25 protein-coding genes and 5 pseudogenes are annotated in these 26,175 nt (G+C 69.1%); 10 read left to right on the top strand and 20 right to left on the bottom strand.

Going from position 1 to position 26,175, the window contains the following annotated elements; all coding sequences use genetic code 11:
* Window positions 1-38: 38 nt before the first annotated feature.
* From ACZ67Q_RS35940 to ACZ67Q_RS35930, 3 genes are all read right to left on the bottom strand, one after another.
* A complete protein-coding gene (locus ACZ67Q_RS35940) occupies window positions 39-536 on the bottom strand; it encodes a nucleoside deaminase (protein WP_471190762.1) in 498 nt (165 codons plus the stop codon).
* Window positions 537-684: 148 nt separating this feature from the next.
* Window positions 685-1,155, bottom strand: a complete 471-nt coding sequence (cynS, locus tag ACZ67Q_RS35935) for a cyanase (RefSeq protein ID WP_471190812.1) — start codon at window positions 1,153-1,155, stop codon at window positions 685-687.
* A 118-nt stretch (window positions 1,156-1,273) separates the two neighbouring features.
* Window positions 1,274-1,873: a carbonic anhydrase gene (locus ACZ67Q_RS35930; protein ID WP_471190760.1), complete on the bottom strand. Its 600-nt coding sequence runs from the start codon at window positions 1,871-1,873 to the stop codon at window positions 1,274-1,276.
* Between the two features lie 125 nt (window positions 1,874-1,998).
* On the opposite strand from ACZ67Q_RS35930, the gene cynR reads away from it, so the two are divergent.
* Entirely contained in the window at window positions 1,999-2,910 is a 912-nt protein-coding gene (gene cynR, locus ACZ67Q_RS35925) for a transcriptional regulator CynR (protein ID WP_471190758.1), read from the top strand.
* Between the two features lie 379 nt (window positions 2,911-3,289).
* Here cynR and ACZ67Q_RS35920 read toward each other — a convergent pair whose 3' ends face one another.
* Window positions 3,290-4,768 (bottom strand): MFS transporter, encoded by a 1,479-nt coding sequence (locus tag ACZ67Q_RS35920; RefSeq protein WP_471190756.1) that lies wholly within the window; start codon window positions 4,766-4,768, stop codon window positions 3,290-3,292.
* A 140-nt stretch (window positions 4,769-4,908) separates the two neighbouring features.
* Here ACZ67Q_RS35920 and ACZ67Q_RS35915 point away from each other — a divergent pair, with 140 nt between their 5' ends.
* Window positions 4,909-5,904 (top strand): Lrp/AsnC family transcriptional regulator, encoded by a 996-nt coding sequence (locus tag ACZ67Q_RS35915; RefSeq protein ID WP_471190754.1) that lies wholly within the window; start codon window positions 4,909-4,911, stop codon window positions 5,902-5,904.
* 401 nt (window positions 5,905-6,305) lie between these two features.
* On the opposite strand, the pseudogene ACZ67Q_RS35910 reads toward ACZ67Q_RS35915, so the two are convergent.
* Window positions 6,306-7,139 (bottom strand): annotated as a pseudogene (locus ACZ67Q_RS35910) (ABC-F family ATP-binding cassette domain-containing protein); the annotation flags it as partial.
* 2 nt (window positions 7,140-7,141) lie between these two features.
* On the opposite strand from ACZ67Q_RS35910, the pseudogene ACZ67Q_RS35905 reads away from it, so the two are divergent.
* A pseudogene (locus ACZ67Q_RS35905) lies at window positions 7,142-7,516 on the top strand (alpha/beta hydrolase family protein); the annotation flags it as partial.
* Window positions 7,517-7,820: 304 nt separating this feature from the next.
* Here the strand turns inward: ACZ67Q_RS35905 and ACZ67Q_RS35900 are convergent.
* The 8 genes and pseudogenes from ACZ67Q_RS35900 to ACZ67Q_RS35865 form a co-directional block, all read right to left on the bottom strand.
* Window positions 7,821-8,420, bottom strand: coding sequence for a GNAT family N-acetyltransferase (locus tag ACZ67Q_RS35900; RefSeq protein ID WP_471190752.1), 600 nt, complete (start codon window positions 8,418-8,420; stop codon window positions 7,821-7,823).
* Between the two features lie 353 nt (window positions 8,421-8,773).
* Window positions 8,774-9,073: a hypothetical protein gene (locus tag ACZ67Q_RS35895; protein ID WP_471190750.1), complete on the bottom strand. Its 300-nt coding sequence runs from the start codon at window positions 9,071-9,073 to the stop codon at window positions 8,774-8,776.
* Between the two features lie 365 nt (window positions 9,074-9,438).
* Entirely contained in the window at window positions 9,439-10,107 is a 669-nt protein-coding gene (locus tag ACZ67Q_RS35890; protein WP_471190748.1) for a potassium-transporting ATPase subunit C, read from the bottom strand.
* Between the two features lie 5 nt (window positions 10,108-10,112).
* A complete protein-coding gene (gene kdpB, locus ACZ67Q_RS35885; RefSeq protein ID WP_471190746.1) occupies window positions 10,113-12,242 on the bottom strand; it encodes a potassium-transporting ATPase subunit KdpB in 2,130 nt (709 codons plus the stop codon).
* On the bottom strand, window positions 12,242-13,903 hold the full coding sequence (gene kdpA, locus ACZ67Q_RS35880) for a potassium-transporting ATPase subunit KdpA (RefSeq protein ID WP_471190744.1): 1,662 nt from the start codon (window positions 13,901-13,903) through the stop codon (window positions 12,242-12,244). Before kdpA ends, kdpB begins: the two co-directional genes overlap by 1 nt.
* Before the next feature lie 2 nt (window positions 13,904-13,905).
* Complete coding sequence (gene kdpF, locus ACZ67Q_RS35875) at window positions 13,906-13,995, bottom strand: K(+)-transporting ATPase subunit F (protein ID WP_471190742.1); 90 nt, start codon at window positions 13,993-13,995, stop codon at window positions 13,906-13,908.
* Complete coding sequence (locus ACZ67Q_RS35870; RefSeq protein ID WP_471190740.1) at window positions 13,992-14,198, bottom strand: hypothetical protein; 207 nt, start codon at window positions 14,196-14,198, stop codon at window positions 13,992-13,994. The genes kdpF and ACZ67Q_RS35870 overlap by 4 nt, the downstream gene beginning before the upstream one ends.
* 55 nt (window positions 14,199-14,253) lie before the next feature.
* A pseudogene (locus ACZ67Q_RS35865) lies at window positions 14,254-14,515 on the bottom strand (hypothetical protein); the annotation flags it as partial.
* Window positions 14,516-14,553: 38 nt separating this feature from the next.
* Here ACZ67Q_RS35865 and ACZ67Q_RS35860 point away from each other — a divergent pair.
* The 5 genes from ACZ67Q_RS35860 to ACZ67Q_RS35840 all read left to right on the top strand — a co-directional run bounded on the left by ACZ67Q_RS35860 (window position 14,554) and on the right by ACZ67Q_RS35840 (window position 18,495).
* A complete protein-coding gene (locus ACZ67Q_RS35860) occupies window positions 14,554-14,787 on the top strand; it encodes a hypothetical protein (RefSeq protein ID WP_471190816.1) in 234 nt (77 codons plus the stop codon).
* An 86-nt stretch (window positions 14,788-14,873) separates the two neighbouring features.
* Window positions 14,874-15,458, top strand: a complete 585-nt coding sequence (locus ACZ67Q_RS35855; protein WP_471190738.1) for a hypothetical protein — start codon at window positions 14,874-14,876, stop codon at window positions 15,456-15,458.
* 281 nt (window positions 15,459-15,739) lie between these two features.
* Window positions 15,740-16,456, top strand: coding sequence for a hypothetical protein (locus ACZ67Q_RS35850; RefSeq protein WP_471190736.1), 717 nt, complete (start codon window positions 15,740-15,742; stop codon window positions 16,454-16,456).
* A gap of 160 nt (window positions 16,457-16,616) precedes the next feature.
* On the top strand, window positions 16,617-16,853 hold the full coding sequence (locus tag ACZ67Q_RS35845; RefSeq protein ID WP_471190734.1) for a hypothetical protein: 237 nt from the start codon (window positions 16,617-16,619) through the stop codon (window positions 16,851-16,853).
* A 421-nt stretch (window positions 16,854-17,274) separates the two neighbouring features.
* Window positions 17,275-18,495: a chitinase gene (locus tag ACZ67Q_RS35840; RefSeq protein WP_471190732.1), complete on the top strand. Its 1,221-nt coding sequence runs from the start codon at window positions 17,275-17,277 to the stop codon at window positions 18,493-18,495.
* A 143-nt stretch (window positions 18,496-18,638) separates the two neighbouring features.
* Here ACZ67Q_RS35840 and ACZ67Q_RS35835 read toward each other — a convergent pair.
* The 5 genes and pseudogenes from ACZ67Q_RS35835 to ACZ67Q_RS35815 form a co-directional block, all read right to left on the bottom strand.
* Window positions 18,639-19,138: pseudogene (locus ACZ67Q_RS35835) on the bottom strand (alpha/beta hydrolase fold domain-containing protein).
* A gap of 153 nt (window positions 19,139-19,291) precedes the next feature.
* Window positions 19,292-20,059, bottom strand: a complete 768-nt coding sequence (locus ACZ67Q_RS35830; RefSeq protein WP_471190730.1) for a glucose 1-dehydrogenase — start codon at window positions 20,057-20,059, stop codon at window positions 19,292-19,294.
* Between the two features lie 213 nt (window positions 20,060-20,272).
* Window positions 20,273-21,130, bottom strand: a complete 858-nt coding sequence (locus ACZ67Q_RS35825; protein WP_471190728.1) for an aldo/keto reductase — start codon at window positions 21,128-21,130, stop codon at window positions 20,273-20,275.
* Window positions 21,127-21,561: a cupin domain-containing protein gene (locus ACZ67Q_RS35820; RefSeq protein ID WP_471190726.1), complete on the bottom strand. Its 435-nt coding sequence runs from the start codon at window positions 21,559-21,561 to the stop codon at window positions 21,127-21,129. Before ACZ67Q_RS35820 ends, ACZ67Q_RS35825 begins: the two co-directional genes overlap by 4 nt.
* 76 nt (window positions 21,562-21,637) lie before the next feature.
* On the bottom strand, window positions 21,638-21,958 hold the full coding sequence (locus tag ACZ67Q_RS35815; protein ID WP_471190724.1) for a carboxymuconolactone decarboxylase family protein: 321 nt from the start codon (window positions 21,956-21,958) through the stop codon (window positions 21,638-21,640).
* Window positions 21,959-22,191: 233 nt separating this feature from the next.
* Between ACZ67Q_RS35815 and ACZ67Q_RS35810 the strand changes: the two genes are divergently transcribed.
* Window positions 22,192-23,646 (top strand): flavin monoamine oxidase family protein, encoded by a 1,455-nt coding sequence (locus ACZ67Q_RS35810; protein WP_471190722.1) that lies wholly within the window; start codon window positions 22,192-22,194, stop codon window positions 23,644-23,646.
* A 266-nt stretch (window positions 23,647-23,912) separates the two neighbouring features.
* Here the strand turns inward: ACZ67Q_RS35810 and ACZ67Q_RS35805 are convergent, their stop codons facing one another.
* On the bottom strand, window positions 23,913-24,614 hold the full coding sequence (locus tag ACZ67Q_RS35805; protein ID WP_471190720.1) for a TetR/AcrR family transcriptional regulator: 702 nt from the start codon (window positions 24,612-24,614) through the stop codon (window positions 23,913-23,915).
* A 337-nt stretch (window positions 24,615-24,951) separates the two neighbouring features.
* Window positions 24,952-25,521: a GNAT family N-acetyltransferase gene (locus tag ACZ67Q_RS35800; protein WP_471190810.1), complete on the bottom strand. Its 570-nt coding sequence runs from the start codon at window positions 25,519-25,521 to the stop codon at window positions 24,952-24,954.
* A 100-nt stretch (window positions 25,522-25,621) separates the two neighbouring features.
* Between ACZ67Q_RS35800 and ACZ67Q_RS35795 the strand changes: the two are divergent.
* Window positions 25,622-25,996, top strand: a pseudogene (locus ACZ67Q_RS35795) (transposase); the annotation flags it as partial.
* Window positions 25,997-26,175 lie beyond the last annotated feature (179 nt).

Genomic DNA, 26,175 nt, shown 5'->3' with positions numbered 1-26,175 from the left:
CGTCCAGGTGGACCGGGCCGCCTTCTCGATGACCTGGGTCATGCGGTGGGGGCGTCCGCGACGCGGCGCTCGCCGCCGTTGTGCTCCTGCCAGAGGCGGTACACCTCGACGGCGTCCTCGCGCTCCTCGTGGCGCATCGGCATCCGGCGGTCCTGCCACGGCTTGGCGATCTCGTCGTAGAAGGTGCCGAGTTCGAAGTACTTGCGGTCGTCGACGTAGTGGGGTTCGTAGGCGGCGCGGGTGGTGAGGAAGACGACCTCGTCGGGCGAGCAGTAGTACAGCGAGCCCAGGCACATCGGACAGGGGTGGGCGAGGACGTAGATGGTGGTGCCGGTCAGGTGCTCGGTGCCCAGCTTGGTGCAGGCGTCGCGGATGGCGAGGATCTCCGCGTGCGCCGTGGGGTCACTGGTCTGGGCGACCTTGTTGGGGCTCTCGGCGAGGATCCCGCCGTCCTTGACGATGACGGTCGCGAACGGGCGGCCGCCCTCGGCAACGTTCTGACGGGCGATGTCGATGGTGCGCTGGACGAAGTCCATGAAAGATCCTCCGAGGACGGAAGGGGCGAGGCCGCAGACGGGCGGCTACGCGGGGTCAGGGGAACGGGGCGGAGCCGGGGCGGGCCGGAAGGGCTGTTCTTCGGCCCGCCCCGTCGTCGTCCGTCCGTGACGCTGTATCGGTGCCCGATCAGAAGGGCTTCGTCGGCAGGTACTTGCCGTCCAGGGTGATGACGGCGCGCTCGCCGCCCTCGGGGTCGGCGACCTTCTTCACGTCGAGCTTGAAGTTGATCGCGGAGATGATGCCGTCGCCGAACTGCTCGTGGACCAGGGCCTTGAGGGTCGTGCCGTAGACCTGGAGCATCTCGTAGAAGCGGTACATGGTCGGGTCGGTCGGGATCCGGTTCGGCATCGAGCCTCGGACCGGGATGGTCTGCAGCAGCATCGCCGCGTCGTCGTCCAGGCCCAGCAGCTCGGCCACGGCCTTCGCGGACTTCTCCGGCAGCGGGTGCTGGCCGAGGACAGCGGCGGTGGTGAAGGCCACCGACAGGCCCGAGGCGTCAGCGATCTGCTTCCAGGACAGGTTCTTGACGGTCTTCGCCTCCACGGCCCTGGTGGTCAGGGCCTCACGGGCGGTCGAGTCGAACTGTGCGTGCACCATGACCATGATCAGTACGTCCTTTTCTCAGCTGGGCCACTTCGCGGGCAGGGGGTGGTGGGGAAGTGGCGAGTGGGGGAGAGGGGTTGGGTCTCCCGGCGGGAGACCGGTGCCGGGAGTGTCAGGCCGCGACCGGGGCGGTCAGGTCCTGAATGCCGGCGGTCAGGTCCTCCACGCGGCCGGTGGCGATGTCGAAGACCCAGCCGTGCAGGGCGACCTCGCCTTGTGCCAGCGCCTTGGCGACCGCGGGGTGGGTTGCCAGGTTCGCCAGCTGGGCCAGCACGTTCTGCCGTACCAAGGCGGGAACGTCACCGTCCGTGGAGGTGCGGGCCATCGACGCGTCCGCGTGCCGCAGCCAGGTGGCGACTGCCGGCGCAGCGCTGAGGTCGTGGCCCTCGGCGAGTGCGGTCATCGCCCCGCACGCGGAGTGACCGCACACGACGATGTCCCTGACGCCCAGTGCAGCGACGGCGTATTCGATGCTCGCCGCGATCCCGTCGGCTTCGAGGGCGTAGGCGGGCACCAGGTTGCCGGCGGTGCGGATGACGAACAGGTCGCCCGGCTCGGTGCCGGTGATCAGCTCGGGAACGACGCGGGCGTCGGAGCAGCTGATGAACAGCGTGTGCGGTGCGTGATGGGTGGCCAGACGAGCGAAGAGCTCGGCCTTGGCCGGAAAGACGTCCCGCTGGAAACGGGCGATGCCGGCGGTGAGGTCCTGCATGGTCACTCCCTTCGGGTGATGATCGGCCCTTGCGGGCTGTTGAAATCCACCATGCATGACCTGGCTCTATAGCGTCCAAGAGTCGTTGCGCATCGGAGCTATCGACTGCATCTATAGTCGGTTCCATGGCTGTTCTCGAACTGCGTCACCTGCGCTACCTGCTCGCCGTGGCCGAACGCGGCAACTTCACGCGCGCCGCCGAGGAACTGCACATCTCCCAGCCCACGCTCTCCCAGCAGATCAAGCAGTTGGAGCGGGCCTTGGGCGTGCAGCTGCTGGACCGGACCGGCCGCACGGTGCGGCTCACCGACGCCGGTGCCGTCTACACCGACCACGCCCGGCGCGCGCTGCGCGATCTGGCTGCCGCCGAACGCGCCGTCCACGACGTCCAGGACCTCTCCCGCGGCCACCTGCGGCTGGGGGTCACCCCCACCTTCACCGCCTATCTGGTCGGCCCGCTCACGGCCGAGCTCCACAGCCGCCACCCAGGCATCGGCCTCACCCTGGTGGAGACGACCCAGGACCGCATCGAAGCGGCCCTGCTCGCGGACGACCTCGACCTCGGCATCGCCTTCGCCGACCCCCATCTCCCCGGCATCGCCGCCACCGCGCTGTACACCGAGACGCTCACCCTGGTCACCGGCGCGGGCCGATCCGACGCCGGTCAGGCCTCCCCGCTACCCGTCAAGGAGCTGGCCGGCCGGCAACTCGCGCTGCTCAGCGGCGATTTCGCCACGCGCGGTCACATCGACGCCTACTTCACCCGTCACCGGACCGCTCCCCACATCTCGGTCGAGGCCAACTCGGTCCAGGCCCTCACCGAGATCGTCCAGCGCACGGACCTGGCCACCGTCCTGCCCGACGCCGTCACCCACGACCACCCCCATCTGACCCCCGTCCGCCTCGACCCACCCCTGCCCACCCGCACCGTCACGCTCCAGCACCGCGAAGGCGCCTACCGCAGCGCCGCCGCCCGCGCCTTCACCCGTCTCACCCACGACCTCGTCCGAGCCCGCGGCTACTCGCCCGCTCCCTAACACCGACACCGCAGCGGCCGTCCGCCTCCGGCTCAAGCCGTGGAATGCCGGGACGGAGTTTGCAGAATCCCGGGGCGGGGATGAAGCTCGGCCGCCACGGTGGCGCACCGCTGGGGCACGGAGAAGTGGCGGCGGCCGCCGAGAAGATCGAGATGGCGCACCAGACGACACGAGGAGTGCCACCGCGAGGGCACAGGCATGGAGAAGGGGCCGGTTACCAAGGCGGGCGCCCACCGCGACCCGGACCAGCAGGAGCACGGTCCAGGGGCCTCAAGGCGGGTTCGTGACACGATCACGACCTGCACCACCCAGAGACTGTTCAGGGCTGTGACCGTGTGATGCGCGCCGCCCCGTGGGTCTGACAGCCGGTGCGATGTGGTCAGGCCGCCTCGTCCCGCGACTTGTCGGTGGAAATGGCCGGCCGGGTACGGCGGGCCGTCATCACCCCGGCGGCCGCTGCGGTGGCGGCCAGGAGCACGGCGGCTGTGCCGAGAGCGCGTTCGGCCGCGGTGCGGGGACCGCCGGACGTGTCGAGGTAGATCCCGCCGATGAGAGCGACACCGAGTGTTCCGCCGAGTTGTTGGACGGCGTTGAGCAGTCCCGCCGCGGAGCCGGTCTCCTGCGCTCCGACGGCTCCCAGCGCAGTGGTGAAGAACGGTGGTGTGAACAGCCCTGACCCCACCCCGGCCAACGCGAGAGCGAACGGGAGGACCGTCGGGTAGGCGCCTGGGGCGGCGGCGCGGTAGGAGAGCGCGGCGGCGGCCAGACCGGCGGCGAGGGTGGCGATGCCGGCGTGCATGACACGTCCGCCGTAGCGCGGGACGAGGTGGCTTCCAGCGGACCAGGAGGCGACGGCCAGTCCCGTGGACCAGGGCAGCAGGGTGAGTCCGGCGGTGAGAGGCCCGTCGTGGAGGCCGATTTCGAGGTGGAGGACGACGGTGATCATGACGCCGTTCATCACGGCGAAGAACAGCGTGGACGTGGCCAGTGCGGCGGGGAAGGAGCGGCCACGCAGTAGAGCCGGTTCGATCAGTGGGGCTTTGCCGCGACGGGCAGTGCGGCGTTGCTGGGCGACGAACACCGTCAGGACGACGGCGCCGGCTGCGGCGGTCGCCCACGCTGCGGGCCCGGGGCGGCCGGTGGCGAGCGGGCACACCAGCAGGGCGGTGCCGAGCATGGCCAGCGCGGTGCCGGCCGGGTCGAGACGGGGGCGGGCGGGGGCGCGGTCCTCGCGCAGCCGGGGTGCGGCGGCCAGAACGGCGGCGGCGAGGGGGAGGTTGACGAGGAAGACGGCGCGCCAGGAGGCGCCGATCAGGTCGGCGTCGGTGAGGACGCCGCCGAGCGCGGGTCCGGTGACGGCTGACAGCCCCATGACGGGACCGATCATGCCGAGTGCCTTGGACAGTTCGGTGCCGGTGAACATGGCGCGGATCAGCCCGAACGTCTGCGGGATGATGGCGGCCGCGGCGGCCCCTTGCAGGGCGCGCAGGACGATGAGAACAGTGGCGGCAGGAGCGAGCGCGCACGCCAGGGAGGTCGCGGCGAACGCGATGACTCCGATACGGAAGACGCGCTTGCGGCCGTGGATGTCGCCAAGGCGGGCGCCGGTGAGCAGGCCGAGGGCGAAGGTGAGGGTGTAGGAAGCGCTGAACCAGGGGATGGTGGCGCCCGCTCCGCCAAGATCGGCGTGGATGACGGGCGCGGCGACCTGAACGATCGTCGCGTCGAGCAGGTTCATGGCCTCGGCGGCAAGCAGTGCGGCGAGCGCAATCCAGCGCCACCGGTACGGCGCGGGCGCGTCGGCCGGGGCGCCCGGTGCGGCGGGCGCGGTGGCGGGTGTGCCGGTCGTGCGAGACATGCAGTCTCCCAAGGGCTACGGGGTACGGGATACGGGCCGTAACGGCTCGGCGACCACCGTGCCCACCCCTCCGCACCGGCTTCCACTTCCTCCCAGCAGATGCGTGATTGCTTCCATTCAAGTCAGCTACTTTGCTGAATATGCTCGTACTGGATGATCTGGATCGAGGCCTGATCCATGCCCTGCAGGTGAACGCGCGGGCGCCGTTCACGCTTGTCGCCGAGATCCTCGGCTCCTCGACACAAACCGTCGTCCGCCGCTACCGCCGCCTGTACGCGCAGGCCGGGCTGCGGGTGGTGACGCTGCCGACATCCCGCAGCGCCGGCACACACCAGTGGTTCGTGCGGCTGACGGCCGCGACGCGCAGCGCGCACGACATCGCGATGGCGCTCGCGCGCCGGCCGGACACCTCGTGGGTGCGGCTGACGTCCGGCGGCACGGAGATCGTGGCGATCATCCACACGGCACCCTCCGGTCCGGACGCGCACGCGCTGCTGCTGCGCGACATCCCACGCACTGCCGGGATCACCTCGGTCTCAGCGCACTACCTGCTGCACACCTACCTCGGCGGGCCGACCGCATGGCGGGGACGGGTGAACGTGCTGGACGAGGAGCAGCAGGCCCGGCTGCGCGCCGAGGGGGACACGACCGGCGTCAGCGGGCGCGCCGCCCACCCCGGGGAAGAGCCGTACCTGCTGACCGACGCGGACCGGGTGTTGCTGGACGCGTTGCGCGAGGACGCGCGGGTCAGCTACGCGGAACTGGCAGCGGTGACCGGCACGACGGCGTCGACAGTGGCCCGCAGACTTGGCGAACTGCGGGCACGCGGCGCTTTGTTCTTCGACGTGGACGTGGACCCGGCGGTGGTGGGCATCACGGTGTCGGCGCTGCTGTGGATGCAGGTCGCGCCCGCACACCTGGAGACCGTGGCCACCGCCTTGGCGGCCCACGAGGAGCTGGCGCTGGTCGCGGCGACGACCGGGCCGACGAACCTGGTCGCGCAGGCGTTGTGCCGGGACGCAGAGGCGCTCCACGCGTACCTCACGCGGCGCGTGGCATGGGAGGCCGTGACACGCATTGAAACGGCCCCGGTACTGCGCACATACAAGGCAGCGGTGGCTCTGCGGACACCCTGACTCGCTCCGGTTCCGGTGGAATGGCCGGTTACGACAACACCACCGCCCACCGCACCGAACGGACTGGGGAACCTGGTGCCCCGATGGCCTCGGGCGGGCCGTGGACAGCAGTCACCGGCTACCACAGAAAGCGTCGCTGCCCATGGCGCTTCTGAGTACGCGTCGGTGATCAGGGGCTTCCGGTGAGAAATGGCAGGAATCCCCAGCGCGATGGGGCTGTTTGGCTCGAGCCGTCGGGCCTGTTGCCGCTGCGCTGCGCAGGAACGTCAGACCCCGAGCCGGGCGACGCATTTCGCGTTCGGGGCGGTCACGGCCGCAGCCGTGGTGGCGCAGTCTTCCTTGGCTGCGCCACCAGGGCCGGTACTGCACCGTGGACGCGATACCGGCCCAGGGGCGAGTGCTCAGGCGAGGGAGACCAGGTCGCGGTAGTCCTCGCTCCATAGGTCCTCGTCCGCGTCCGGCAGGAGCAGGACGCGGTCGGGTCGCAGGGCGTCGATGGCGCCCTCGTCATGGGTGACCATCACGATCGCGCCGGGGTAGGAGTCGACCGCGGCCAGGACCTCGGTGCGGGACGCGGGGTCGAGGTTGTTGGTCGGCTCGTCCAGCAGCAGCACGTTCGCGCCGGAGTGGACGAGGCCGGCCAGCGCCAGCCGGGTCTTCTCGCCGCCCGAGAGTACCCCGGCCCGTTTGTCGGCGTCGTCGCCGGAGAACAGGAACGCGCCCAGCACTCCCCGTATGTCGCCATCGCTCAGGTGCGGGGCGACGGCGGCCAGGTTCTCCCGGACGGTGCGATCCGGGGCGAGGGTGTCGTGCTCCTGCGCGAAGTAGCCCAGGCGCAGCCCGTGGCCGCGCACCACCCGGCCGGAATCCGGCTGTTCCTCGTCTGCCAGCAGGCGCAGCAGTGTCGTCTTGCCTGCTCCGTTGAGGCCGAGGACGACCAGACGGCTGCCCCGGTCCACGGCCAGGTCCACGCCGTCCAGGACCCGGTGGCCGCCGTAGGACTTGGACAGGCTGACGGCGCCGAGCGGCATCCGCCCGCACGGGGCGGGCTCGGGCAGCCGGATCCTGGCGACCTTCTCCGTACGGCGGGCCGACTCGAGTTCCGCCAGCATCCGGTCTGCGCGACGGGCCATGCTCCTGGCCATGACCGCGGTGGCCGACCGCGCCTTCATCCTGTCCGCCTGAGCGTGCAGTGAGGCTGCCTTGCGTTCGGCGTTGGCCCGCTCGCGGACGCGGGGCCCTCCAAGAGCTCCCGGAGATCGGCGCCGACGGCCCGGTCGGCTTCTGGGGCATCAACATGGGTACTGCGATCGGCGTGCCGTTCGTGGCGGCCGAGCCCAGGATCACGGCCGCGGTCTTCGGCCAGCACTGGCCTGATGTCCTGGCCGAGAAGGCGAAGCGGATCACCATCCCGATCGAGTTCGACCTGCAGTGGGACGACGAGCACATCTCCCGCGAGGAAGGTCTCGCGCTGTTCGACGCCTTCGCCTCGAAGGAAAAGTCCCTGCATGTGAACTCGGGCAAGCACAAGGAACTGCCCCGGTTCGAGGTCGACAGCGCGGTCCGGTTCTTCGTCCGGCACCTCGGCGGCGCGGTCACCACGTCGGCCTGACGTGACTGGGTTGGGGTGTCTCGCCGGCCGGCCGAACACCCCAACCCACGGGCTCAGGTTGAAGCTGACCGCACTGTGCACGACTGCGCACAGGCCCCGGGAGCCGGTTGTTCACGGGCCCGGGTCCTGTGCGGACCTTCGGTGCGCAGGCGATCGCTTGTCACTGCGGCCTGGGCCGCAACGCGACCTGCGACGCCGCCGCATTCCGGCCCCGCCGTTCGACGGGAGGTCGGGACGATCTCCACGCCGCTACTCGGTCATGCCAGGCCGAACCATGGGAGGCACGCCGGCAGACCTTCCATCGTCACGGGAACGCGTTGGTGTTGTCGCCACTGTTCAGCAGTGAGGCGCAGCCTGCGCAGTACGGCGGGCTCGGCGCGTACGGCATGACGCTCGATGCCGTCCTCGCGGTAGCCGAGCTTGCGTGAAACCTCCAGCGAGGCAGCGTTGTCCGCGTATGCCCCGGAACAGCGTGCTGTGCGCCGAGTCCAGCGAAGGCCAGATGGAGGACAGCAGCGCGCATCTCGGTCCCCAGGCCCTGGTGGTGGTGGGCCCTGCCCAGCCAGGAACCAGTGCCTACTTCACGGCGGACCGAAAAATCCCGGGCACTGATGCCCTGGGTGCCCACGACAACTCCGTCTCGAACGGCGACCAGGTTCAGCTCCCAGTTCTCCGGCTCCCACTCGCCCCAGCAGCGCCAGTGGTATTGCAGGACACTGCGAGCACGCTGTTCCGGATCGACATCGGTCCATGCCACGGTGAACGGCTGCACCGCCGGGTCATGGACCCCATCGGCGGCCAACGATGCCAGCGCGGCGAGGTCATCCAGGTTCGGCAATCGCAGCTCCAGGCGCGGCGTGGTCAACCGCAGTCCCGCAAGCGGCCAGTGGGTCAGCAGGGTCATGACCAGAGATTCTTCTCGCCCCGGGCCGTCGGGACCACTGGATTACCGACGGGGGCGTTGCGGATTTCCAGGCCCAACTGGTGGGTCTGTTCGGTCACATCAGGTGAGGCGGAGGGGCGGACGGCGAGGCTGAAGAAGGCGTCGGGGTTGTCGTGCCGTCGCCTCCAGAGGGGTACGGAGGTGGCTGGGAGCCGTGTTGGTGGGAGATCGCGCCTTGGACGTCCCGGCCGCGAGGGCGGACCGGCCCAGGTCGGAGTTGTGCTGCCGGCTGCGTCAGCCCGTCGGCGAGCACTGATGTCGTACGGGCGGATACTCCTGGCGCCCGGCGAGCTTCACTCAGGCAGGCTCGGGGACTACCGCTTGTGCCCGTGTCGCACGTCCAAGCACAGGGCCCACACGTCGGAGTAGCTGCCCGGGGAGGGCGAGCCCCCGCTGTGGGTGGCGGCCGTCCAGTACGCCGGGTTGGAGCTCCCGTCGCCGACGGGCGTGCCGGCGACGTCGCTCCCGCTGCAGATCGCGCAGGCGTAGGCGGTGTTGGCGCTGTTGGGGCCGGAGTCCCAGCCGACGGCTGTCCAGGAGTCGGGGTCGGTCTCGCCGGCACCCCGGAGCAGAGTCCTGCCCGTAGCGAAGCGGTGCGGAGGTGCCGTGTTCATGTGGATCTCTCCCGCCTGTCGGGCGATGAGCGAGGAGGGTGCGCGGGCGCTGGGCCTCGACGGCGGCATGGCGCTGCTCGGATGGGTAGGCAGGGGTAGCCGCAAGAGAGGCGCGAACGTCGTTGGTGCGCAAGCGCCACGGCGGCACAACGGCTGACTGCCTCGCGGATGTACGCCGCTCAGGGGCAGATCATGGGGCCGGACCGGCCAGCTTGCCGCCCGGTTCAGGGCGGCAAGCGCGGACTATATCAGGGGTTCAGCCGCGCATCTACGCAGCAGAGGCCCTTCGGCTGGCAGTTGCGGAGAGCTGAGGGGAGAAGTGATCGCTGGAACCGTCCGACTCCCGCGCCGGTCGGGTAAGCCCGTCACTTCCTGGCCATGAGGTTCCTGAGCGCGATGTTGAGTTCCAGGACGTTGACCCGCGGCTCGCCGATGAAGCCGAGGGTGCGGCCTTGTGTGTGCTCCTCGACCAGCTTCTCCACCACGGCGACGGGCAGCCCGTTGCGGGCGGCGACCCGGTGAACCTGGAGTGCCGCGTACTGCGGGGAGATGGCCGGGTCCAGGCCTGAACCGGAGGACGTGACGGCGTCCGCCGGTACGTCCGACGGCTTCACCGTGTATCCGGGCACGGAGTTGTCCTTCACCACCGCGGATGTGGCCTCCTCGACCTGCTGGACGAGGACCTTGCTGTCCGCGGACAGGTTGGTGGCGCCGGACAGGATCAGCTGGTACCGCGTGTTGACGCTGTTGGTACCGAGGCCGTTCGCCGGGCGCCCCTGGAACCACTTCAGGTCCGCGTCGGGGGTCTGCTGTCCCTTCTTGAGCGGCAGGGTGTACGACTGCCCGATCAGGGAGGAGCCGACGACCTTGCCGTCCGCGGTGACCGGGGAGCCGTTGGCCTTGTCGTGGAAGAGGCTCTGGGCGATGCCGGTGACGGCCAGTGGATAGAGCACACCGGTGACCAGGGTCAGCACGAGCAGGGCGCGGAGGGCCGCCCCGAGCAACCGGGCCGTGTTCACAGCGGAGTTGTTCATGTCCTTCACCTGATCCCGGGGATCGCAGAGATGAGCAGGTCGATGACCTTGATGCCGAGGAAGGGCGCGACCAGGCCGCCGAGGCCGTAGATGCCGAGGTTGCGACGCAGCATCCGGTCCGCACTCATCGGCCGGTAGCGCACGCCCTTCAGGGCCAGGGGCACCAGCGCGATGATGATCAGCGCGTTGAAGATCACGGCCGACAGGATCGCGGAGTGCGGTGAGGACAGGTGCATGATGTTGAGCTTGTCCAGGCCAGGATGGACGGCGGCGAACAGCGCCGGGATGATCGCGAAGTACTTCGCGACGTCGTTGGCTATGGAGAACGTCGTCAACGCGCCCCGTGTGATGAGGAGTTGCTTGCCGATCTCGACGATCTCGATGAGCTTGGTCGGGTTGGAGTCGAGGTCGACCATGTTGCCGGCCTCCTTGGCGGCCGAGGTGCCGGTGTTCATGGCCACGCCGACGTCGGCCTGCGCGAGGGCGGGCGCGTCGTTGGTGCCGTCACCGGTCATCGCGACGAGCTTGCCGCCGGCCTGCTCCCGCTTGATCAGCGCCATCTTGTCCTCGGGGGTGGCCTCGGCGAGGAAGTCGTCGACGCCGGCCTCCTCGGCGATCGCCTTCGCGGTCAGCGGGTTGTCACCGGTGATCATGACCGTCTTGATGCCCATGCGGCGCAGCTCCTCGAACCGCTCCCGCATCCCCTTCTTGACGACGTCCTTGAGGTGGACGGCACCCAAAACGCGGGCGCCCCGTTCGTCGTCCACCGCGACCAGGAGCGGCGTGCCGCCTGCCTCGGATATCCGGCCGGTCAGCTCGTGGGCGTCCCCGGCCACTGCACCACCGCGCTCCTCCACCCAGGCGACCACGGAAGCGGTGGCGCCCTTGCGGATACGGCGGCCGTCGACGTCCACGCCCGACATGCGGGTCTGGGCGGTGAACTCGATCCACTCGGCATGGGCCAGCTCACCTTGGTGCCGTTCCCGCAGGCCGTACTTCACCTTCGCCAGGACGACGATCGAGCGGCCCTCGGGCGTCTCGTCGGCCAGCGAGGACAGTTGGGCCGCGTCGGCCACCTCCGCCTCGGTGGCGCCACGCACCGGCACGAACTCGGCGGCCTGCCGGTTGCCCAGGGTGATCGTGCCGGTCTTGTCCAGCAGCAGCGTGGAGACGTCGCCGGCGGCCTCGACCGCCCGGCCCGACATCGCCAGCACGTTGCGCTGCACCAGGCGGTCCATGCCGGCGATGCCGATCGCGGAGAGCAACGCGCCGATTGTGGTCGGGATGAGGCAGACCAGCAGCGCGACCAGCACGACCATCGTCAGGTGCGTGCCCGCGTAGGCGGCGAACGGCGGGAGCGTCGCGCAGGCCAGCAGGAACACGATCGTCAGCGACGCCAGCAGGATGTTCAGGGCGATCTCGTTGGGCGTCTTCTGCCGGGCGGCTCCCTCGACCAGATTGATCATCCGGTCGATGAAGGTCTCACCCGGCCTGGTCGTGATCTTGATGACGATCCGGTCGGACAGCACCTTCGTGCCGCCCGTGACGGCCGACCGGTCGCCGCCGGACTCCCGGATGACCGGCGCCGACTCACCGGTGATCGCCGACTCGTCGACGCTCGCGACACCGTCGACGACGTCACCGTCACCCGGGATGACGTCGCCGGCCTCGCAGACCACCAGGTCACCGATCTTCAAGTCGGTCCCGGCCACCTGCTCCTCGGAGCCGTCGCCCCGCTGCCGTCGCGCGACGGTGTCCGTCTTGGCCTTGCGCAGCGTGTCGGCCTGGGCCTTGCCGCGGCCCTCGGCCACCGCCTCGGCAAGATTGGCGAAGATCACGGTCAGCCACAGCCAGGCGCTGATCGCCCAACCGAACCAGTCGGCCGGATCCTTGAGCGAGAAGACGGTGGTCAGCACGGAGCCGATCCACACGACGAACATCACGGGCGAGGTGACCATGACTCGCGGATCGAGTTTGCGGAAGGCGTCCGGGAGGGACCTGACCAGCGCCTTGGGGTCGAAGAGGCCCGCTCCGACACGGCCTTCGGCGGCCTTGTGCCCGGTGGGCGCGTCCTGATGGGGCGCGAGGGTGGGAGTGGACATGGAGTCCTCGTGCATTTCCGTTCGGGTGGTCATCACGCCAGCCCCTCGGCGAGCGGGCCCAGCGCCAGGGCCGGGAAGTACGTGAGACCGGTGATGATGAGGATGGCGCCGACCAGCAGGCCGGTGAACAGCGGCTTCTCGGTGCGCAGGGTGCCGGCGGTGACCGGGACGGGCCGCTGCCCGGCGAGCGAGGCGGCCAGGGCGAGGACGAACACCATCGGCAGGAAGCGGCCGAGCAGCATCGCCAGTCCCGTCATGGTGTTGAACCAGTCGGTGTTCGCGTTCAGCCCGGCGAAGGCCGAGCCGTTGTTGTTCGACGCCGAGGTGAACGCGTACAAAACCTCGGAGAAGCCGTGCGCACCGGAGTTCAGCATCGAGTGCGGCGGGGTCGGCAGCGCCATGGAGGCCGCCGTGAAGACCAGTACGAGCGCCGGGGTGATCAAGATGTAGGCGGCGGCCAGCTTCATTTCGCGCGCGCCGATCTTCTTGCCCAGGTACTCGGGGGTGCGACCGACCATCAGTCCGGCCATGAACACCGCGATGACCGCCATGACCAGCATGCCGTAGAGACCGGATCCCACGCCGCCGGGAGCGATCTCGCCCAGCATCATGCCGAGCATGGCGATGCCGCCGCCCAGGCCGGAGAAGGAGGAGTGGAAGGAGTCCACGGCGCCGGTGGAGGTGAGTGTGGTGCTCACCGCGAAGATCGACGAGCCGCCGACGCCGAAGCGGACCTCCTTGCCCTCCATCGCGCCGCCCGCGGCCTGGAGCGCCGGGCCGTGGTGGACGAACTCCGTCCACATCATCAGGGCGACGAAGCCGAGCCAGATGGTGACCATCGTGGCGAGGATCGCGTACCCCTGCTTCACCGAGCCGACCATGACGCCGAAGGTGCGGGTCAGCGAGAACGGGATCACCAGGATCAGGAAGATCTCGAAAAGGTTGGTGAACGGGGTGGGGTTCTCGAAGGGGTGGGCGGAGTTGGCGTTGAAGTAGCCGCCGCCGTTGGTGCCCAGCTCCTTGATCGCTTCCTGGGAGGCGACGGCGCCGCCGTTGAACTGCTGCGCGCCACCCATGAACTGGCCGACCTCGTGGATGCCGGAGAAGTTCTGGATCGCACCACAGGCGACCAGGACCACCGCTGCCACGGCCGCGATCGGCACGAGGATCCGCACGGTGCCGCGCACCAGGTCGGACCAGAAGTTGCCGAGCTCACCGGTGCGCGAGCGGGCGAAGCCACGCACCAAGGCGACCGCGATGGCCATGCCGGCGGCAGCGGAGACGAAGTTCTGCACGGCGAGCCCGCCGGTCTGCACGACGTGCCCCATGGTCTGTTCGCCGTAGTACGACTGCCAGTTGGTGTTCGTCACGAAGGACACGGCCGTGTTGAACGACTGCGCCGGGTTCACCGAGGAGAAGTGGAGTGAGCCGGGCAGAACACCCTGCAGGCGCTGGAGCAGATAGAGGAAGAGGACCCCGGCGGCCGAGAAGGCGAGGACTGCGCGCAGGTAGCCGACCCAGGTCATCTCGGTGTCGGGGGCGGCGCCGATGCCCTTGTAGATCCACTTCTCCACACGCAGATGCCGCTTCGAGGAGTAGACCCGGGCCATGTAGGAGCCGAGGGGGATGTGGGCGAGCGCCAGCGCGCCCGTGAGGGCGAGCAGTTGCAGCACGCCGGCCATGACGGGACCCACTCTCAGAACCTCTCCGGGAAGAACAGGGCGAGGACGAGATAGCCCAGCAGAGCGACGGCCACGACCAGGCCGACGACGTTCTCGACGGTCACAGCTTCGTCACCCCCTTGGCGACGAGGCTCACCAGCGCGAAAGCCGCGAGCACGATGACGACGAAGGCCAGATCGGCCATCGCGAACTCCTGAGGTCGGGTTCGGTTGCAACGGACGAGTAGAGGAAACCCCCTCACCGACCGGATCCGGCCGTCCGTTGACGGCTCCCTTACGGCCGCACCTTCGCCTTTGACGGCGCTCATACGGCGGTGTGGCCATGGCGACGAGCAGGATCGCCCCCGCCTTCGGTGACGGCGTTCACGGCAGCCGGAAGCGGAGCCGGCAGATCACCGCGTCCGTCTCCCGCCGCACTGCATGCGCCACCGAGGCACCCCACTGGTTCCGCGGCAGCCGCTGCCACCACCGCTCCGGCTCCAGCTCCGGGATCAGCACGGTGACGCGCCGGCCGGCGGCGCCGGGCACGGGCACCGGCTCGGCGCGTGCCGGCCTCGCAGGCGGCGACCTCACGGACGTACACGGCGATCGGGCGGCCCAGACCGCGCCGGGCACAGGACAGACGCCAACGTCGACAAGCAGGGCGGCGCCTACGTCACCGGTGTGCTCGTGCTGATCAGCTCCGCCGCGATCGCCGTGACCACCGCCGCCCGCAAGGCCGGCCGGCGCGGCTGGACCGTCGGCTTCGCGGTGATCTACAACTTCCTGCGCTTCTTCCTCTCGGGCCAGGGCGAGGTTGCCCCGGTCACCCGCGAGGTGCTGCGCGAAGCGGACCAGGACCGGGTTCGCCGCCCCCTGGGTCCACACAGGCTGAGGTCGACGGTCGCGGCCGCGTAAGGGCGGCGTCAGAATCACCCCGGCCGGCGTCAGGAAGCTGTCAGCGGCAGTTCCCCGGCACCTCAGGGCCGCCTAGCGTCGGCTGTATGCAGCGGAACGGCCCCAAGGGCCCCGTCGGTGACCGGCACTGGCGCGGCAGCGCCCGTCTGGCGGCGGCCTGTGCCCTGCTGTTCTGCGTCCTCACCGTGTTGAGCGACGCGGACGCGGGGAGCCTTACCCCGCTGCGCGCGCTGCTGTGGATCAGCCTGTCAGCCGTACTCTTCCACATCCTGTTGCCGCCCCGGGTGACCGCCGGCCCCGGCTGGCTCGCGGTGCGCACACCGTGGTGCCGCCGCGTGATCCACACGGACGTACTGACGGCTGTCCGCCAGTTCGACGGCGTCTCCATCCACCTGGTCCTCCGGGACGAACACGGCCACCGCCTGGAACTCGACCCCCGCGTCCTCGTGGCGAATCCCCTGATCTGGCACGAACTCGACACGGGCGTACGCCACTCCGTGGCCCGCGGCACGCTCCGCCATGGGGCGGGCATCCTGGACCAGCTGGGCCACCGGATCGACGACGAGGTGGTGCGGGAGGTACTGCGGGCGTCGGGTCTTGACGACTGGACGGACGACGCGGCGACGCCGCCGGGTGCTGCGGGCCGACGTCCCCGAGGCGGCTCGCCATGACCCTCAGCAGCCCCCACGATCCGGAGCCCGGCATCGTCATCGATGACACCGCTGCGGCCGCTGCGTAGGCCGCGCCCATGCCGGGATCCAATGAGGCGACGTGGACGAGTACGTGCGGCCCTCGCGCGCTGGCACCGCCCAGCCGGCCCCGCGCGTCGGACGAGGCAGGCGGGGTAGAGCGGTACTCGGGGTAGATGCTGGAGGTGCCCGGTGGTCTGCACCGCTGAAGGACGCAGGCGTCGTGGCGCATTCGGTGGTGGCGACCGGAAGGATTAGTCGGTATGGCACGTACGCGTGCGGAGGCGAGCACCAGGCATCCCCGGCATGAACGCAGGGGCGAAGTACGGCTGCCGGCGGTCGTCGCGACGCTTGTGGCGATCGCCCTGTACCTGTTCCTGCCGGAACGGCTGCTGGTCGCTCCGCGCTATGTGCTGCCCGCCCTGGAGTGTCTGCTGCTCGTTCCGCTGATCGCGATCAATCCGAAGCGTCTGACCCGGCAGACGAAGACGTTCCGGGTGCTTTCCCTGACGCTCGTGGCGGTCATCGCCGTCAGCAATCTGGTGGCGCTGGTCATCCTGGTCCACGAGCTGGTGTACGCCGGGGTGAAGGACGGCCGGTCCTTGCTGGTGGCGGCGCTGCAGGTGTGGCTCACCAACATCATCGTCTTCGGCCTGGCCTACTGGGAGCTGGACCGCGGTGGCCCGGTCAGCCGCACGCAGGTGCCGCGCTCGGCGCTTCCCCTGGCGGATTTCCGTTTCTCGCAGGACGAGAACGACGACGCCATCCAGGAAGTGGCCGACGGCGCCAGCGGCACGTCGGACTGGGTCCCCACGCTCGCGGACTACCTCTATGTGTCCGTCACGAACTCCACGGCGTTCAGCCCGACCGACACGATGCCGCTGTCGACCCGCGCAAAGCTCCTGATGGGCATCCAGAGCGTCTCCGCCCTGTTCACCTCGCTCCTCGTGATCGCCCGGGCCGTCAGCATCCTGCACTGACCGGCCGCCTGGCTCAGGCCGCCTCCTCACGACGGCGGCGGGGCCGTACGGCCCCGCCCGCCGGTCTTCGCCACGTCCCTGGCGGACGGCGTCGAAGAAGGACGCGGGGCGTGACGTCACGAGGGGGAGAAGACCCTCTTCCACCGATGTGCTCCCGGAAGTGGCGCAGGCCGCCGAGCAGCACCGGCTGGGCGCCTACCGGCAGAGTTTCGTCAAGCTCCGACTCGGGATGTTCAAGCCCCGCAGCGCGGGAAACCGTATCTACGCCTACGAGAACGGACTGGTCCGTCACGATGAGGGAGAGCGACCGGGGGTCCTCCGGTGGGACGAGATCGCCACTGGGTGGCACCGCGGCACGCACGACTACGTCACGGGATCCAGGACGGCGACGACCTGATTTTCCTGGGCAGAGGCTCATGTGTCGGCCCGCGCCGGCTGCGTGATGGTCGGAACGGGAAATCGCCGCGCCAAGAGCTACGCACCACGAAAGCGTCCTTGCTGCTCGCCTTGGCAAGTCACTTCCGCTCAGGTCGGTGAATCCTGGCCAAGGGAGAGCGAGGAAGCGGCTTCGGCGCCGAATCACTGTCCGCCTCGAGCCGCCGCGGTCGACCTGACCGCTCTCATGCACGCCGCCGCGACGAACACCCCCGTGAAGTGGGCCGGGCGTCCTGGCCGCAGAGGTCCACAAGGCCTGGGTAAAGGAATCGCATGGTCTAGTCCAAAGTGAAATTTGGTCTAGTCCAACTCATTGACGTGACCCCAACACCTCCCGGAGCCTGGGGCGACTTCCCCATCTCACCCGCTCCGGGAGGCACTTCATGAGACCCCTTCGGGCCTGTCTGGGCGCGGCGGCGGCTGTCACGCTGGCCGCCGCCGGTGCGACCGCCTTCGTCGCCGGCAGCGCCTCGGGCGCGACCACCGCACTCGACAACCGCTGGTACGCCGCTGCCCCTTATCTGATGCCGCTGGACAACGACCCGCCGGACCCGGCCGCCATCATGGACGCGACCGGCCTCAAGGCCTTCCAGCTGGCCTTCGTCCTGGCCCCGAACGGCGGCGGCTGCTCGCCGACCTGGGGTGGCACGGCCCCCGTCTCCTCGGACACGGCCGTGCAGTCGGTGATCAACACCATCCGTGGCAAGGGCGGCGACGTCTCCGTCTCCATCGGCGGCTACGGCGGCACCAAGCTCGGCCAGGCCTGCTCGGACCCCGCGTCCACGGCGGCCGCCTACCAGCAGGTCATCACCAAGTACGCACTGCACGCCATCGACTTCGACCTGGAGGAGCCGGAGTACGAGAACACCGCGGCCATCCACAACGAGATCGGCGCCGCCAAGATCCTCCAGCAGAACAACCCCGGTCTGTACCTCTCCGTGACGACGGCCGGCACCGCGGACGGCACGGGCTGGTTCGGCAAGCAGATGCTGCTGGAGGCCAAGTCCCAGGGGTTCGTCCCGAACAACTTCTCGATCATGCCGTTCGACGGCGGTTTCAACGGTGCGGCGAGCCAGACCAGCGCGCTGACCAACTTCAACTCGATCCTCCAGTCGACCTTCGGCTGGGACCAGGCGACCGCCTACGCCCACGAGGGCTTCTCCGGCATGAACGGCCGCAGCGACACGGGCGAGATCTTCACGCAGTCCGACTTCCAGACGGTGCTGGACTACGCCACCAGCCACCACATGGACCGGTTCACCTTCTGGTCGCTGAACCGCGACCGGCAGTGCAGTCCGCCCGACAACGGCGGTCGTACGTCCGGCACCTGTTCGAGTGTCGCCCAGAACCCCTGGGGCTTCGCCGCGTACTCCGTGAAGTTCGCGGGCGCCACCCCGCCGACCACCCCTCCGACCACCCCGCCCACCCCGACTCCGACGCCGACCCCCACCTCCTGCAAGACGGCGTGGAGTTCGTCGGCGGTGTACACGGCGGGGAACGAGGTCTCCTACGGCAAGCACAACTGGAAGGCCAAGTGGTGGACCCAGAACGAGGTGCCCGGTGCCTCGCAGTGGGGTCCCTGGCAGGACGAGGGCGCCTGCTGAACAGTTCGTTGTTCAGACCTACAGCTTCTCGGGTCACCATGGACCAGGATGCGTTCAGCACACATCATGCTGAGCGCATCCTGGACGCCGGACGCCGGGTCCGATGGCGGGGGGCCGCCGACCCTCCTGACGTGGCAGAGCGATCAACGGCTCGGGGCCGGTACAACCGTTTCCAACGGACTCGGGGGAGGGAAGGCGAAGTTCCAGGTCCGCTTGTGTACCGCTCCCAGATCTCTCCCCAGTCCGTTGGGCACGAGACGGTAGGCGTTGGCGTCGTCTTCTGCCTCGAGCCGTCGCGCATACGCCTCGGGGTCATCGCGCAGGCAATCGACCTCTGCGGTGATGATGTGCGCGGGAGCCAGACCGGCCAGGCTCGCAGCCTTGAGGGGCACGGCGAGTGAGCTGGGAGCGACGCCGTCCTCGCCCACGTACTGACGCCGAACCACTGCGCATCGGCGGTCCCCAGCAAGGGAGCGTCCGCGAACTCGGTCCAGGACGGGCGCGCGAAGGAGTCGTCCACCGCGGGGTAGACGAGGACCTGCAGCGTGGGCTGGGGCAGGGCGCGGCTGCGCAGGTCCAGGCAGAGCGCCGTCGCCAGGCTGCCACCGGCCGAGTCGCCACCGGGGAGGGCCTGGGCAGTGATCCGGCCACGATGCCGTACCCGGCGCCCGCCACTGATCCGTGGGCCGAAAGCGACCTCGGCAAGGCTGTAGCGGAGTTCCGCCGGTGAGCACGGAATTGGGTGGATCGCATCACGCCCGGAGCCGTCCCGTGAAGGCGGGTCGGGCCCTCCCGCTCAGTGGGCGGTGAAGCCGCCGTCCACGGGCAGGGCGGCCCCGATGACGAAGCTGGCCGCTGGGCTGCACAGCCACAGGACTGCGGCCGCGATCTCGCCTGCAGTTCCCAGGCGGCCGATGGGCTGCTGCTTCATGATCTCGGCCATGGCCTCCGCCTGCCCTTCGAGCATGTCGGCGACCATCGGGGTGTCGATCGTGCCGGGGCACACCGCGTTGATCCGCACGCCCCTGGCCGCGTACTCGACAGCCGCGCTGCGGGTCAGGCCGATCACACCGTGCTTGGAAGCGTGGTAGGCGGCGCGTTCGGGCAGGCCGACCAGGCCGCCGAGGGAGGAACAGTTCACGATGGCGCCGGAGCCCTGGGCGCGCATCTGCCGCAATTCGTGTTTCTGGCAGGCCCAGATGCCACGCAGATTGACGGCGTTGACGCGGTCGAAGTCTGCCGCCGTCTCGTCAGCGGCGTCGGCGGGAGGGACCTGGATACCGGCGTTGTTGAAGGCCATGTCCAGGCGCCCGAAGGTCTCCACGGTGCGCGCGACCATGGCAGCGGCCTGCTCCTCGTCGGCCACGTCGCATGCGAGGCCGAGGGCCCGGTGGCCGGCGTCGGTCAGTTCCTGGGCGGCGCGTTCGGCGGCGGCACGGTCGAGGTCCGCGAGGGCGACGGCCGCGCCGGACTGTGCGAAAGCGCGGGCGGTGGCCAGGCCCATGCCGGAGGCGGCACCGGTGACCAGGGCGACCTGGCCGGTGAAGTCGTAGATGGGGTTCATCAGGTGGAAGTCCTGTTCAGAGGTTGGGGGCGGCACGGCCTGAGCGGGTTGTCCGGCGTCGGACACCGAAGGAAGGCGGGTGGCGCCGCACGGGACGTGGGGTAGAGCAGCTGCTCGACGTCGATCGCCGCGTCTTGGTCGCCGGGCGCGGATGCGTCCGGCTCGGTGCGTCGTGGCCGACCCGTGCCGGCCCGGGATGACGCTCGTGTGGTGTCACCTGCCGCTGTAGACCGGGAAGGCGCTGTGCTCGCCGTAGTCCACGTCGCGCAGGTCTCGCAGCACATCCATGTCATCGCCGGAGATCTCGAAGTCGACCTGGGCGTTGGACCGCATGTGCTCGGGGTTCGCCGTCTTGGGCAGCGAGACCGTGCCCAGCTGAAGGGTGTAGCGGATGCACAGCTGGGGGACGGACACGCCATACTTCTCGGCCATCGCCTTGACCTCGGCGTTCTCCAGGATCGCCCCGTGCGCGATCGGCGAGTACGCCTCGACGAGGATCTGCTTGTCCTCGCAATAGGCCAGGAGGTCGGAGGGCGTGTTGCCGGCGTGCACGAGCAGCTGGTTCACGTGTGGCACGACGGTCGCGTCCTGGAGGATGTTCTCCAGGTCGTGCTGCTGGAAGTTGGACACCCCGATGGAAAGGATCTTGCCGGCCTGGTGCGCCTCTTCGAGCGCGCGCCATGCTGCGCGGTTGCCCTCGGCGTAGTCGCCGCCGCGGAAGTCGTCCCACGGCTGTGGGCTGTGGATGAGCATCAGGTCGATGTGGTCCAGGCCCAGCTTCCGAAGAGAGCCGTCGACCGCGGCGAGCGCCTGGTCGTAGTCCTTGATATCGGCGGCGAGTTTGGTCGAGACGAACAGCTCGTCGCGGGGTACTGCGGCGGTGCGCACGCCCTCGCCGACGCCGCGCTCGTTGCCGTACGCCTGGGCGGTGTCGATGTTGCGATAGCCGATCTGAACGGCTGCCCGGACCGCGTGGGCCGCCTGGTCGTCGTCGATGAACCAGGTGCCGAGCCCCAGCTTGGGAATCTCGACGCCGCCTGCCAGCGTGTAGGTCTCGTCCAGGATGGTCATGCGTTCGCTCCGTTCTTCGGCAGCCTGCCGTACACCTCGTCAGTGACCGGCTCGAGCCATTCATTGCTGACGTCTTGGCCCGGCGTGATGAAGGCGACGTGGGAGAACCACGAGTCGGCCTTCGCACCGTGCCAGTGCTTCGTGCCCGCCGGGACGCGGACCACCGTTCCCGGCTCCATGCTGACGGGGTCGTCGCCCTCGGCCTGGTACCAGCCGCTGCCCGCCGTGCACAGCAGGATCTGGTCACCGCCGCCCCCCGTGCCGTGGTGGATGTGCCAGTTGTTGCGGCACCCCGGCTCGAAGGAGACATTGCTGACCGGAACGCTCCCCGAGGCGAGCGGAGCCAGATAGCTCTGGCCGATGAAGTACTGCGCGAAGGCATCGTTCTTCTCCCCGAGCGGGAAGATCTGATCAAATCCGTTGTCAGCCATCTCGTTCTCTCCGTTGGATTCGGCACGCACCGCTGACCGTGCGGGGCGTCGTCGTTGTGCTGGTCGTGCCGGTGAATCAGGCGGCCCGCTCGTCGGCGATCTTCTTGAGCTGGGTGATCGCGGTCATGGCGTTGGGCCACCCGGCGTAGAAGGCCAGGTGGGTGATCGCCTCGGACAGCTCCTCCACTGTGAGCCCGTTGGCGAGGGCCACACCGAGGTGGTAGGGCAGCTGCTCGCTGCGGTACAGAGCGGCCAATACGCTGACCGTGACCAGGCTGCGGTCCCGCGGCGACAGGCCGGGCCGCTCCCAGACGTCTGAGAACAGCACGTTGTCGGTGATCTCGGCGAGCTTCGGCGCGATACCGGCCAGCTCCTGCGGCGCAGACTGCTTCGCCATGAGGTGACTCCCTGCGTTATGTCGAACACATGGATGCGGCGTTGCTCACTGTCGGCCGCACCAGGCCGAACAGCACCGCAGGCGGGTTCCCACCGCCTGCGCACCGGGACCGCATCCGCTGTCACCATCGAGGAAACCGCAGCTCACAGGCCCGGGGAAGGCACTGCCGTTACAGGTACTGACAGAACCCCCCAGCTCTGCCCCACCCCGCTTAGGCCGTATAGGCCCGCGCAGTGGCCGCGTCGGCAGTCGCCGGTGGTTTCAGGAGCTTGATGCGGGCGCGCTGCCCGTCCTCGCCATGGGCAGTCAGCGGTCACTTCCGCCGCTTCGTCAAGGTCGCGTCAGTCGACGTCGTGATTGTCGGTGCAGGCTTCGCTGGCCTGAGCGCCGCAGAGCGGCTTATGAGCAGGGGTGTGTCCGTCCTGGTCCTGGAAGGTCGGGACCGTGTCGGCGGCCGTTCGTTCTCGGGCGAGGTGGCCGGGGTCAAGGTCGACCTCGGGGCCACGTGGGTCGCCGAGCGCCACACCGCGATCCGTGACCTCGCGATGCGGTTGGGGTGTTCTACGATCGCTCAGTTCCACGAAGGTCTCAATGTCCTGTGGATGGCCGGGCAGCGGCGCACGTGGACGGGCACCTTGCCGGTGGTCGACCCCGTGGACCTGGAGGACCTGGGCCGCGTTCAGGTGGCGATGGACGAGCTGCTGGAGACCATCGACGTCGACGCCGCCTGGAAGTCCCCCAACGCCGAGGGGCTCGACTCGATCTCGTTCGGCGAGTGGCTCGACCAGCAGCAGGCGGCGACGAGCACCCGTGCGCTGATGACCATCGCCAGCAAGGTGCAGTGGGGCTGCAACCCGGGAGACGTGTCGCTGCTGCACGTGCTGCGCTATGTCCAAGCTGTCGGGGGGCTCGACCACATGCTCGCCGTCGAAGGCGGGCAGCAGCAGGACCGGATCACCGAAACCACTCAGGAGATCGCCGAACGGCTCGCCGAACGGCTCGGCGACAGGGTCGTTCTGAACACTCGTGTTCGCCGGATCTCCCAGGACGATGACGGAGTCACGGTCCACACCGACTCGGCTGTCATCAGCGCCAAGTACGCCATCGTCACCGCCGCCCCCGAACACCGTGCCTACGTGGAGTTCCGACCGGCCCTGCCGGAAAAGACCCAGCGGCTCACGAGGACGTGGCCCATGGGCGCGCTGAGCAAGGCGTTCGTTGCCTATGAGAAGCCCTTCTGGCGGGCTGAGGGGCTCTCGGGTGAGGCACTGACCGATACCGGAACGGCGTTCATCACCTTCGACGTGTCGCCGGACGACGGACCGGGCATCCTGATGGTCTTCTGTGCACCCCGTGTGTATGACGGCTTCAGCCCGGAAATTCGAAGTAGCCGAGTCATCGAGCAGTTGGTCGACTTGTACGGCGCCCAGGCGAGTAGCCCCATCGACTACGTGGATCATTGCTGGGGCGCAGAACCGTTCGCCCCTGGTGGCCCGCACCCCGCTGTGGCTCCCTACGCATCCGTGAACTACGGCAGCGCCCTCACCGAGCCTCACGGGCGTATCCACTGGTCCGGCACCGAAACCGCAGGCGAGTGGGTCGGAACCCTGAACGGTGCCGTCCTGACGGGTCTGCGCACCGCCGAGCAGGTCGCTCAGCGACTCGGCGTCGAAGCCTCCTCGGACTGAGCCGCGCCGGCTCCTCGGCGGACCCGTCCTCACGTCGACGGCCGCCCTGTGACGCACACCGGATGCGCCGGCATCCTGCGTGCGTCACTCGGCCATGGCGCGCGCCAGTTGGCGGGCCGAGAAAGCGGCCGTGGCCGTGTGGCGATCAGGTGCTGCCGTCCCGGTACGGGGATGTTGCCTCACACCCATGGCGGGAGTGCTCGGCGGCATGGCCACTTCGCCCGACTGGGGGACAACTCAAGGCCCGGCGCCTGAAAAGGGCTGGCTCACGGACCGGCGTCCGGGTCGTCACGATCGTTGGGAAACCGGCCTTCCAGACCCGTGATCAACATGTCCATCAGGAGACGGAATATGTGGTCTTGGTCAGGACCTTCAGGCGCCATGTCCGCAGAGTCAGGGCCAGCATCCCCAGCGCCGTCTTCGCAACCGTCGAGACCGTGGGGCTCAAGGGCCGACCACCGGCGGAGCGAGCCGTTGAGTTCGGCGGAAAGGACACCGAAGACGACGGCGACCAACAGTGCTGCGATGTTCGAGACTTCTGACTTCGGAACTCCGGCAGCCTCCACGGACTCGGTGAGCGCGATCCAGAACGGGTCGTCGGAGTGGAGGAAGTCGGGCTGACGGCTGAACGAGTAGGCCATCAATCTGGGGTGACGGTGTGCCAGGGTCCGGAGGTCTGCCGCGAGCAGGCGGAGACGCTCCTGCCAAGGAGCGTCCTCAGGCGTGACGGTGCGGAACTGGGCGCCGACCATCTGCGTCACGCCGCGCATCACGGCTTCCTTGTTCGGCACGTGGTAGTACAGCGACATCGGGTTCGCGTCGAGCTCGGTAGCCAGTTTGCGCATGGTGAGCGCCTCGACGCCGTCGGCGTCGATCAGTCGCAGAGCGGCGGCGTAGATCCCGAGCTCGCTCAGAGGCACGTCCCTCTTCCTCGTTCCCCGTGGAGGACGCCTCGCCTTCTTCTCCATACGTCGTATGGTACCGATTCATATGGCGCAGGTGCCCTCACGGTGCCGCGGCCGACTGCTGGGCGTCATGGTTCCTTCGGGACCAGGAGCCCGAGGGCGATGAGCCCGTGGGCGGCAACCCACCGCTCCAGGCAGAGCCGGATCGGTAACGCTGACGCGTGCCGGGATGCCCGCGCCCTGTCTCACGTGCGGCACTCCAATGCGTGGCTGTGGTGACGATGCCGGACATCGGCCACCCGCTGATGTGACCAGCCCCCGGGGTACTCGTGCGGTCGTGCGCGGGAGTCCGCGGAGAAGATCATCCGTGGAGGACCACGAGCAGGAGGCGGCGTCGGGCTCAGTCAACTGATCGACTGCCAAGATCCGCGGACAGCGCCGCGTAGATGTACTCGCTGCCCCAGCGATCGCCGTCGAGGTCGTTCTCGACCAGGTGCGCCTCCCGACGCATCCCGAGGTGCTCACAGACCCGCACAGACCCGGTGTTTTCCACATCCAGCCGTGCGTAGAGCCGGTGCACGCCCAGGGTGTCGAAGGCAAACCGGGCCAGCGCCGCGGCCGCCTCGGTCGCGTAGCCGTGCCCCTGGTGACGCGGGTGGAGAGTCCAGCCGATCTCGGCCTGGGCGGCGCGGGCATCGGCCAGCGCGAGGCTCACCTCGCCAATGACGGCGCTCTCATCGCGTCGGCAGACAGCGAGCGCCAGCTTGTCGCCGTCGGCGCGCCAGGCCGTCTGCGCCGCGCGTTCGGCGGCAACTTGCTCGCTGCGCTCACGCGTGTGCGCCGGCCGGTACAAGTAGCGCGCCACGCTCGGCAGGCTCTGGTAGGCGTACAGGTCATCGGCGTCGCCGGGAGTGAACAGACGCAGCGACAACCGGGCCGTGGTCAACGGCAGCAGCGAGGCGACGTACATGCGGACCCCCGGGAAACGGATGTGGATCAAGTTGCGAACTGATTTTCGCATCACAACTTCCGGGCAGCTAAGCCTTTTCAAGAGCAAGATCACTGATGCCATGTGGGACGGGGTCGGGCCGCTCATGCCGGCAGATTCGGTCCGGGGACGGCGCTGGGCCGATCACCGCGGCACGCTCGAGGTCATGGCGAGGAAGGACCGCACTCGCCCTGACGGGACCCTTCCCGAGGAGCTCGGCTCGTTCAAGACGGCCCATAAGCGACTGATCAGGTGGGCCGTGGACGGCATGTGGGAGAAGATCTGCGCCGCCGTCCTCGCCGCAACGGATGCCGCTGACGACATCGGCTGGACCGTATCGGTCGACTCCACCGCCCTTCGGGGCCACCGGCACGCCGCGGGAGCACTCAAAAGGGGGCCGCAGGCCGTAACGAGCTCGCCTGGCGGCATCTTGAAGCGGTCGAGAGATCCGTTCAGCCGATGGTGAAGCGCTGGTTCTGGGCGCCTCGGTCGCAGCGGGCAGTGCGGTTGTAGCCGTTGTCCTGCTGATAGAGGCAGCGGCCCGTGCCGACGCTTTGGAGCATGATGGCGCTGCGGGCGGCGGGCTGGACGGTGCGCCGCTTCTGGTATGAGCCGCCGTTACAGCGCAGGGGGTAG

Source organism: Streptomyces sp. NPDC036813 (genome assembly GCF_055609245.1).
Note: the sequence above shows the minus strand (reverse complement) of the source record. Positions and strands in the feature narration are given on the sequence as shown.

Excerpts from the sequence above, each read along its gene's own strand:
- ACZ67Q_RS35940 (WP_471190762.1), bottom strand. The coding sequence starts at position 536 with ATGGACTTCGTCCAGCGCACCATCGACATCGCCCGTCAGAACGTTGCC.
- cynS (WP_471190812.1), bottom strand. The coding sequence starts at position 1,155 with ATGGTGCACGCACAGTTCGACTCGACCGCCCGTGAGGCCCTGACCACC.
- ACZ67Q_RS35930 (WP_471190760.1), bottom strand. The coding sequence starts at position 1,873 with ATGCAGGACCTCACCGCCGGCATCGCCCGTTTCCAGCGGGACGTCTTT.
- cynR (WP_471190758.1), top strand. The coding sequence starts at position 1,999 with ATGGCTGTTCTCGAACTGCGTCACCTGCGCTACCTGCTCGCCGTGGCC.
- ACZ67Q_RS35920 (WP_471190756.1), bottom strand. The coding sequence starts at position 4,768 with ATGTCTCGCACGACCGGCACACCCGCCACCGCGCCCGCCGCACCGGGC.
- ACZ67Q_RS35915 (WP_471190754.1), top strand. The coding sequence starts at position 4,909 with ATGCTCGTACTGGATGATCTGGATCGAGGCCTGATCCATGCCCTGCAG.
- ACZ67Q_RS35900 (WP_471190752.1), bottom strand. The coding sequence starts at position 8,420 with ATGACCCTGCTGACCCACTGGCCGCTTGCGGGACTGCGGTTGACCACG.
- ACZ67Q_RS35895 (WP_471190750.1), bottom strand. The coding sequence starts at position 9,073 with ATGAACACGGCACCTCCGCACCGCTTCGCTACGGGCAGGACTCTGCTC.
- ACZ67Q_RS35890 (WP_471190748.1), bottom strand. The coding sequence starts at position 10,107 with ATGAACAACTCCGCTGTGAACACGGCCCGGTTGCTCGGGGCGGCCCTC.
- kdpB (WP_471190746.1), bottom strand. The coding sequence starts at position 12,242 with ATGACCACCCGAACGGAAATGCACGAGGACTCCATGTCCACTCCCACC.
- ACZ67Q_RS35870 (WP_471190740.1), bottom strand. The coding sequence starts at position 14,198 with ATGAGCGCCGTCAAAGGCGAAGGTGCGGCCGTAAGGGAGCCGTCAACG.
- ACZ67Q_RS35855 (WP_471190738.1), top strand. The coding sequence starts at position 14,874 with ATGCAGCGGAACGGCCCCAAGGGCCCCGTCGGTGACCGGCACTGGCGC.
- ACZ67Q_RS35850 (WP_471190736.1), top strand. The coding sequence starts at position 15,740 with ATGGCACGTACGCGTGCGGAGGCGAGCACCAGGCATCCCCGGCATGAA.
- ACZ67Q_RS35840 (WP_471190732.1), top strand. The coding sequence starts at position 17,275 with ATGAGACCCCTTCGGGCCTGTCTGGGCGCGGCGGCGGCTGTCACGCTG.
- ACZ67Q_RS35830 (WP_471190730.1), bottom strand. The coding sequence starts at position 20,059 with ATGAACCCCATCTACGACTTCACCGGCCAGGTCGCCCTGGTCACCGGT.
- ACZ67Q_RS35825 (WP_471190728.1), bottom strand. The coding sequence starts at position 21,130 with ATGACCATCCTGGACGAGACCTACACGCTGGCAGGCGGCGTCGAGATT.
- ACZ67Q_RS35820 (WP_471190726.1), bottom strand. The coding sequence starts at position 21,561 with ATGGCTGACAACGGATTTGATCAGATCTTCCCGCTCGGGGAGAAGAAC.
- ACZ67Q_RS35815 (WP_471190724.1), bottom strand. The coding sequence starts at position 21,958 with ATGGCGAAGCAGTCTGCGCCGCAGGAGCTGGCCGGTATCGCGCCGAAG.
- ACZ67Q_RS35805 (WP_471190720.1), bottom strand. The coding sequence starts at position 24,614 with ATGGAGAAGAAGGCGAGGCGTCCTCCACGGGGAACGAGGAAGAGGGAC.
- ACZ67Q_RS35800 (WP_471190810.1), bottom strand. The coding sequence starts at position 25,521 with ATGTACGTCGCCTCGCTGCTGCCGTTGACCACGGCCCGGTTGTCGCTG.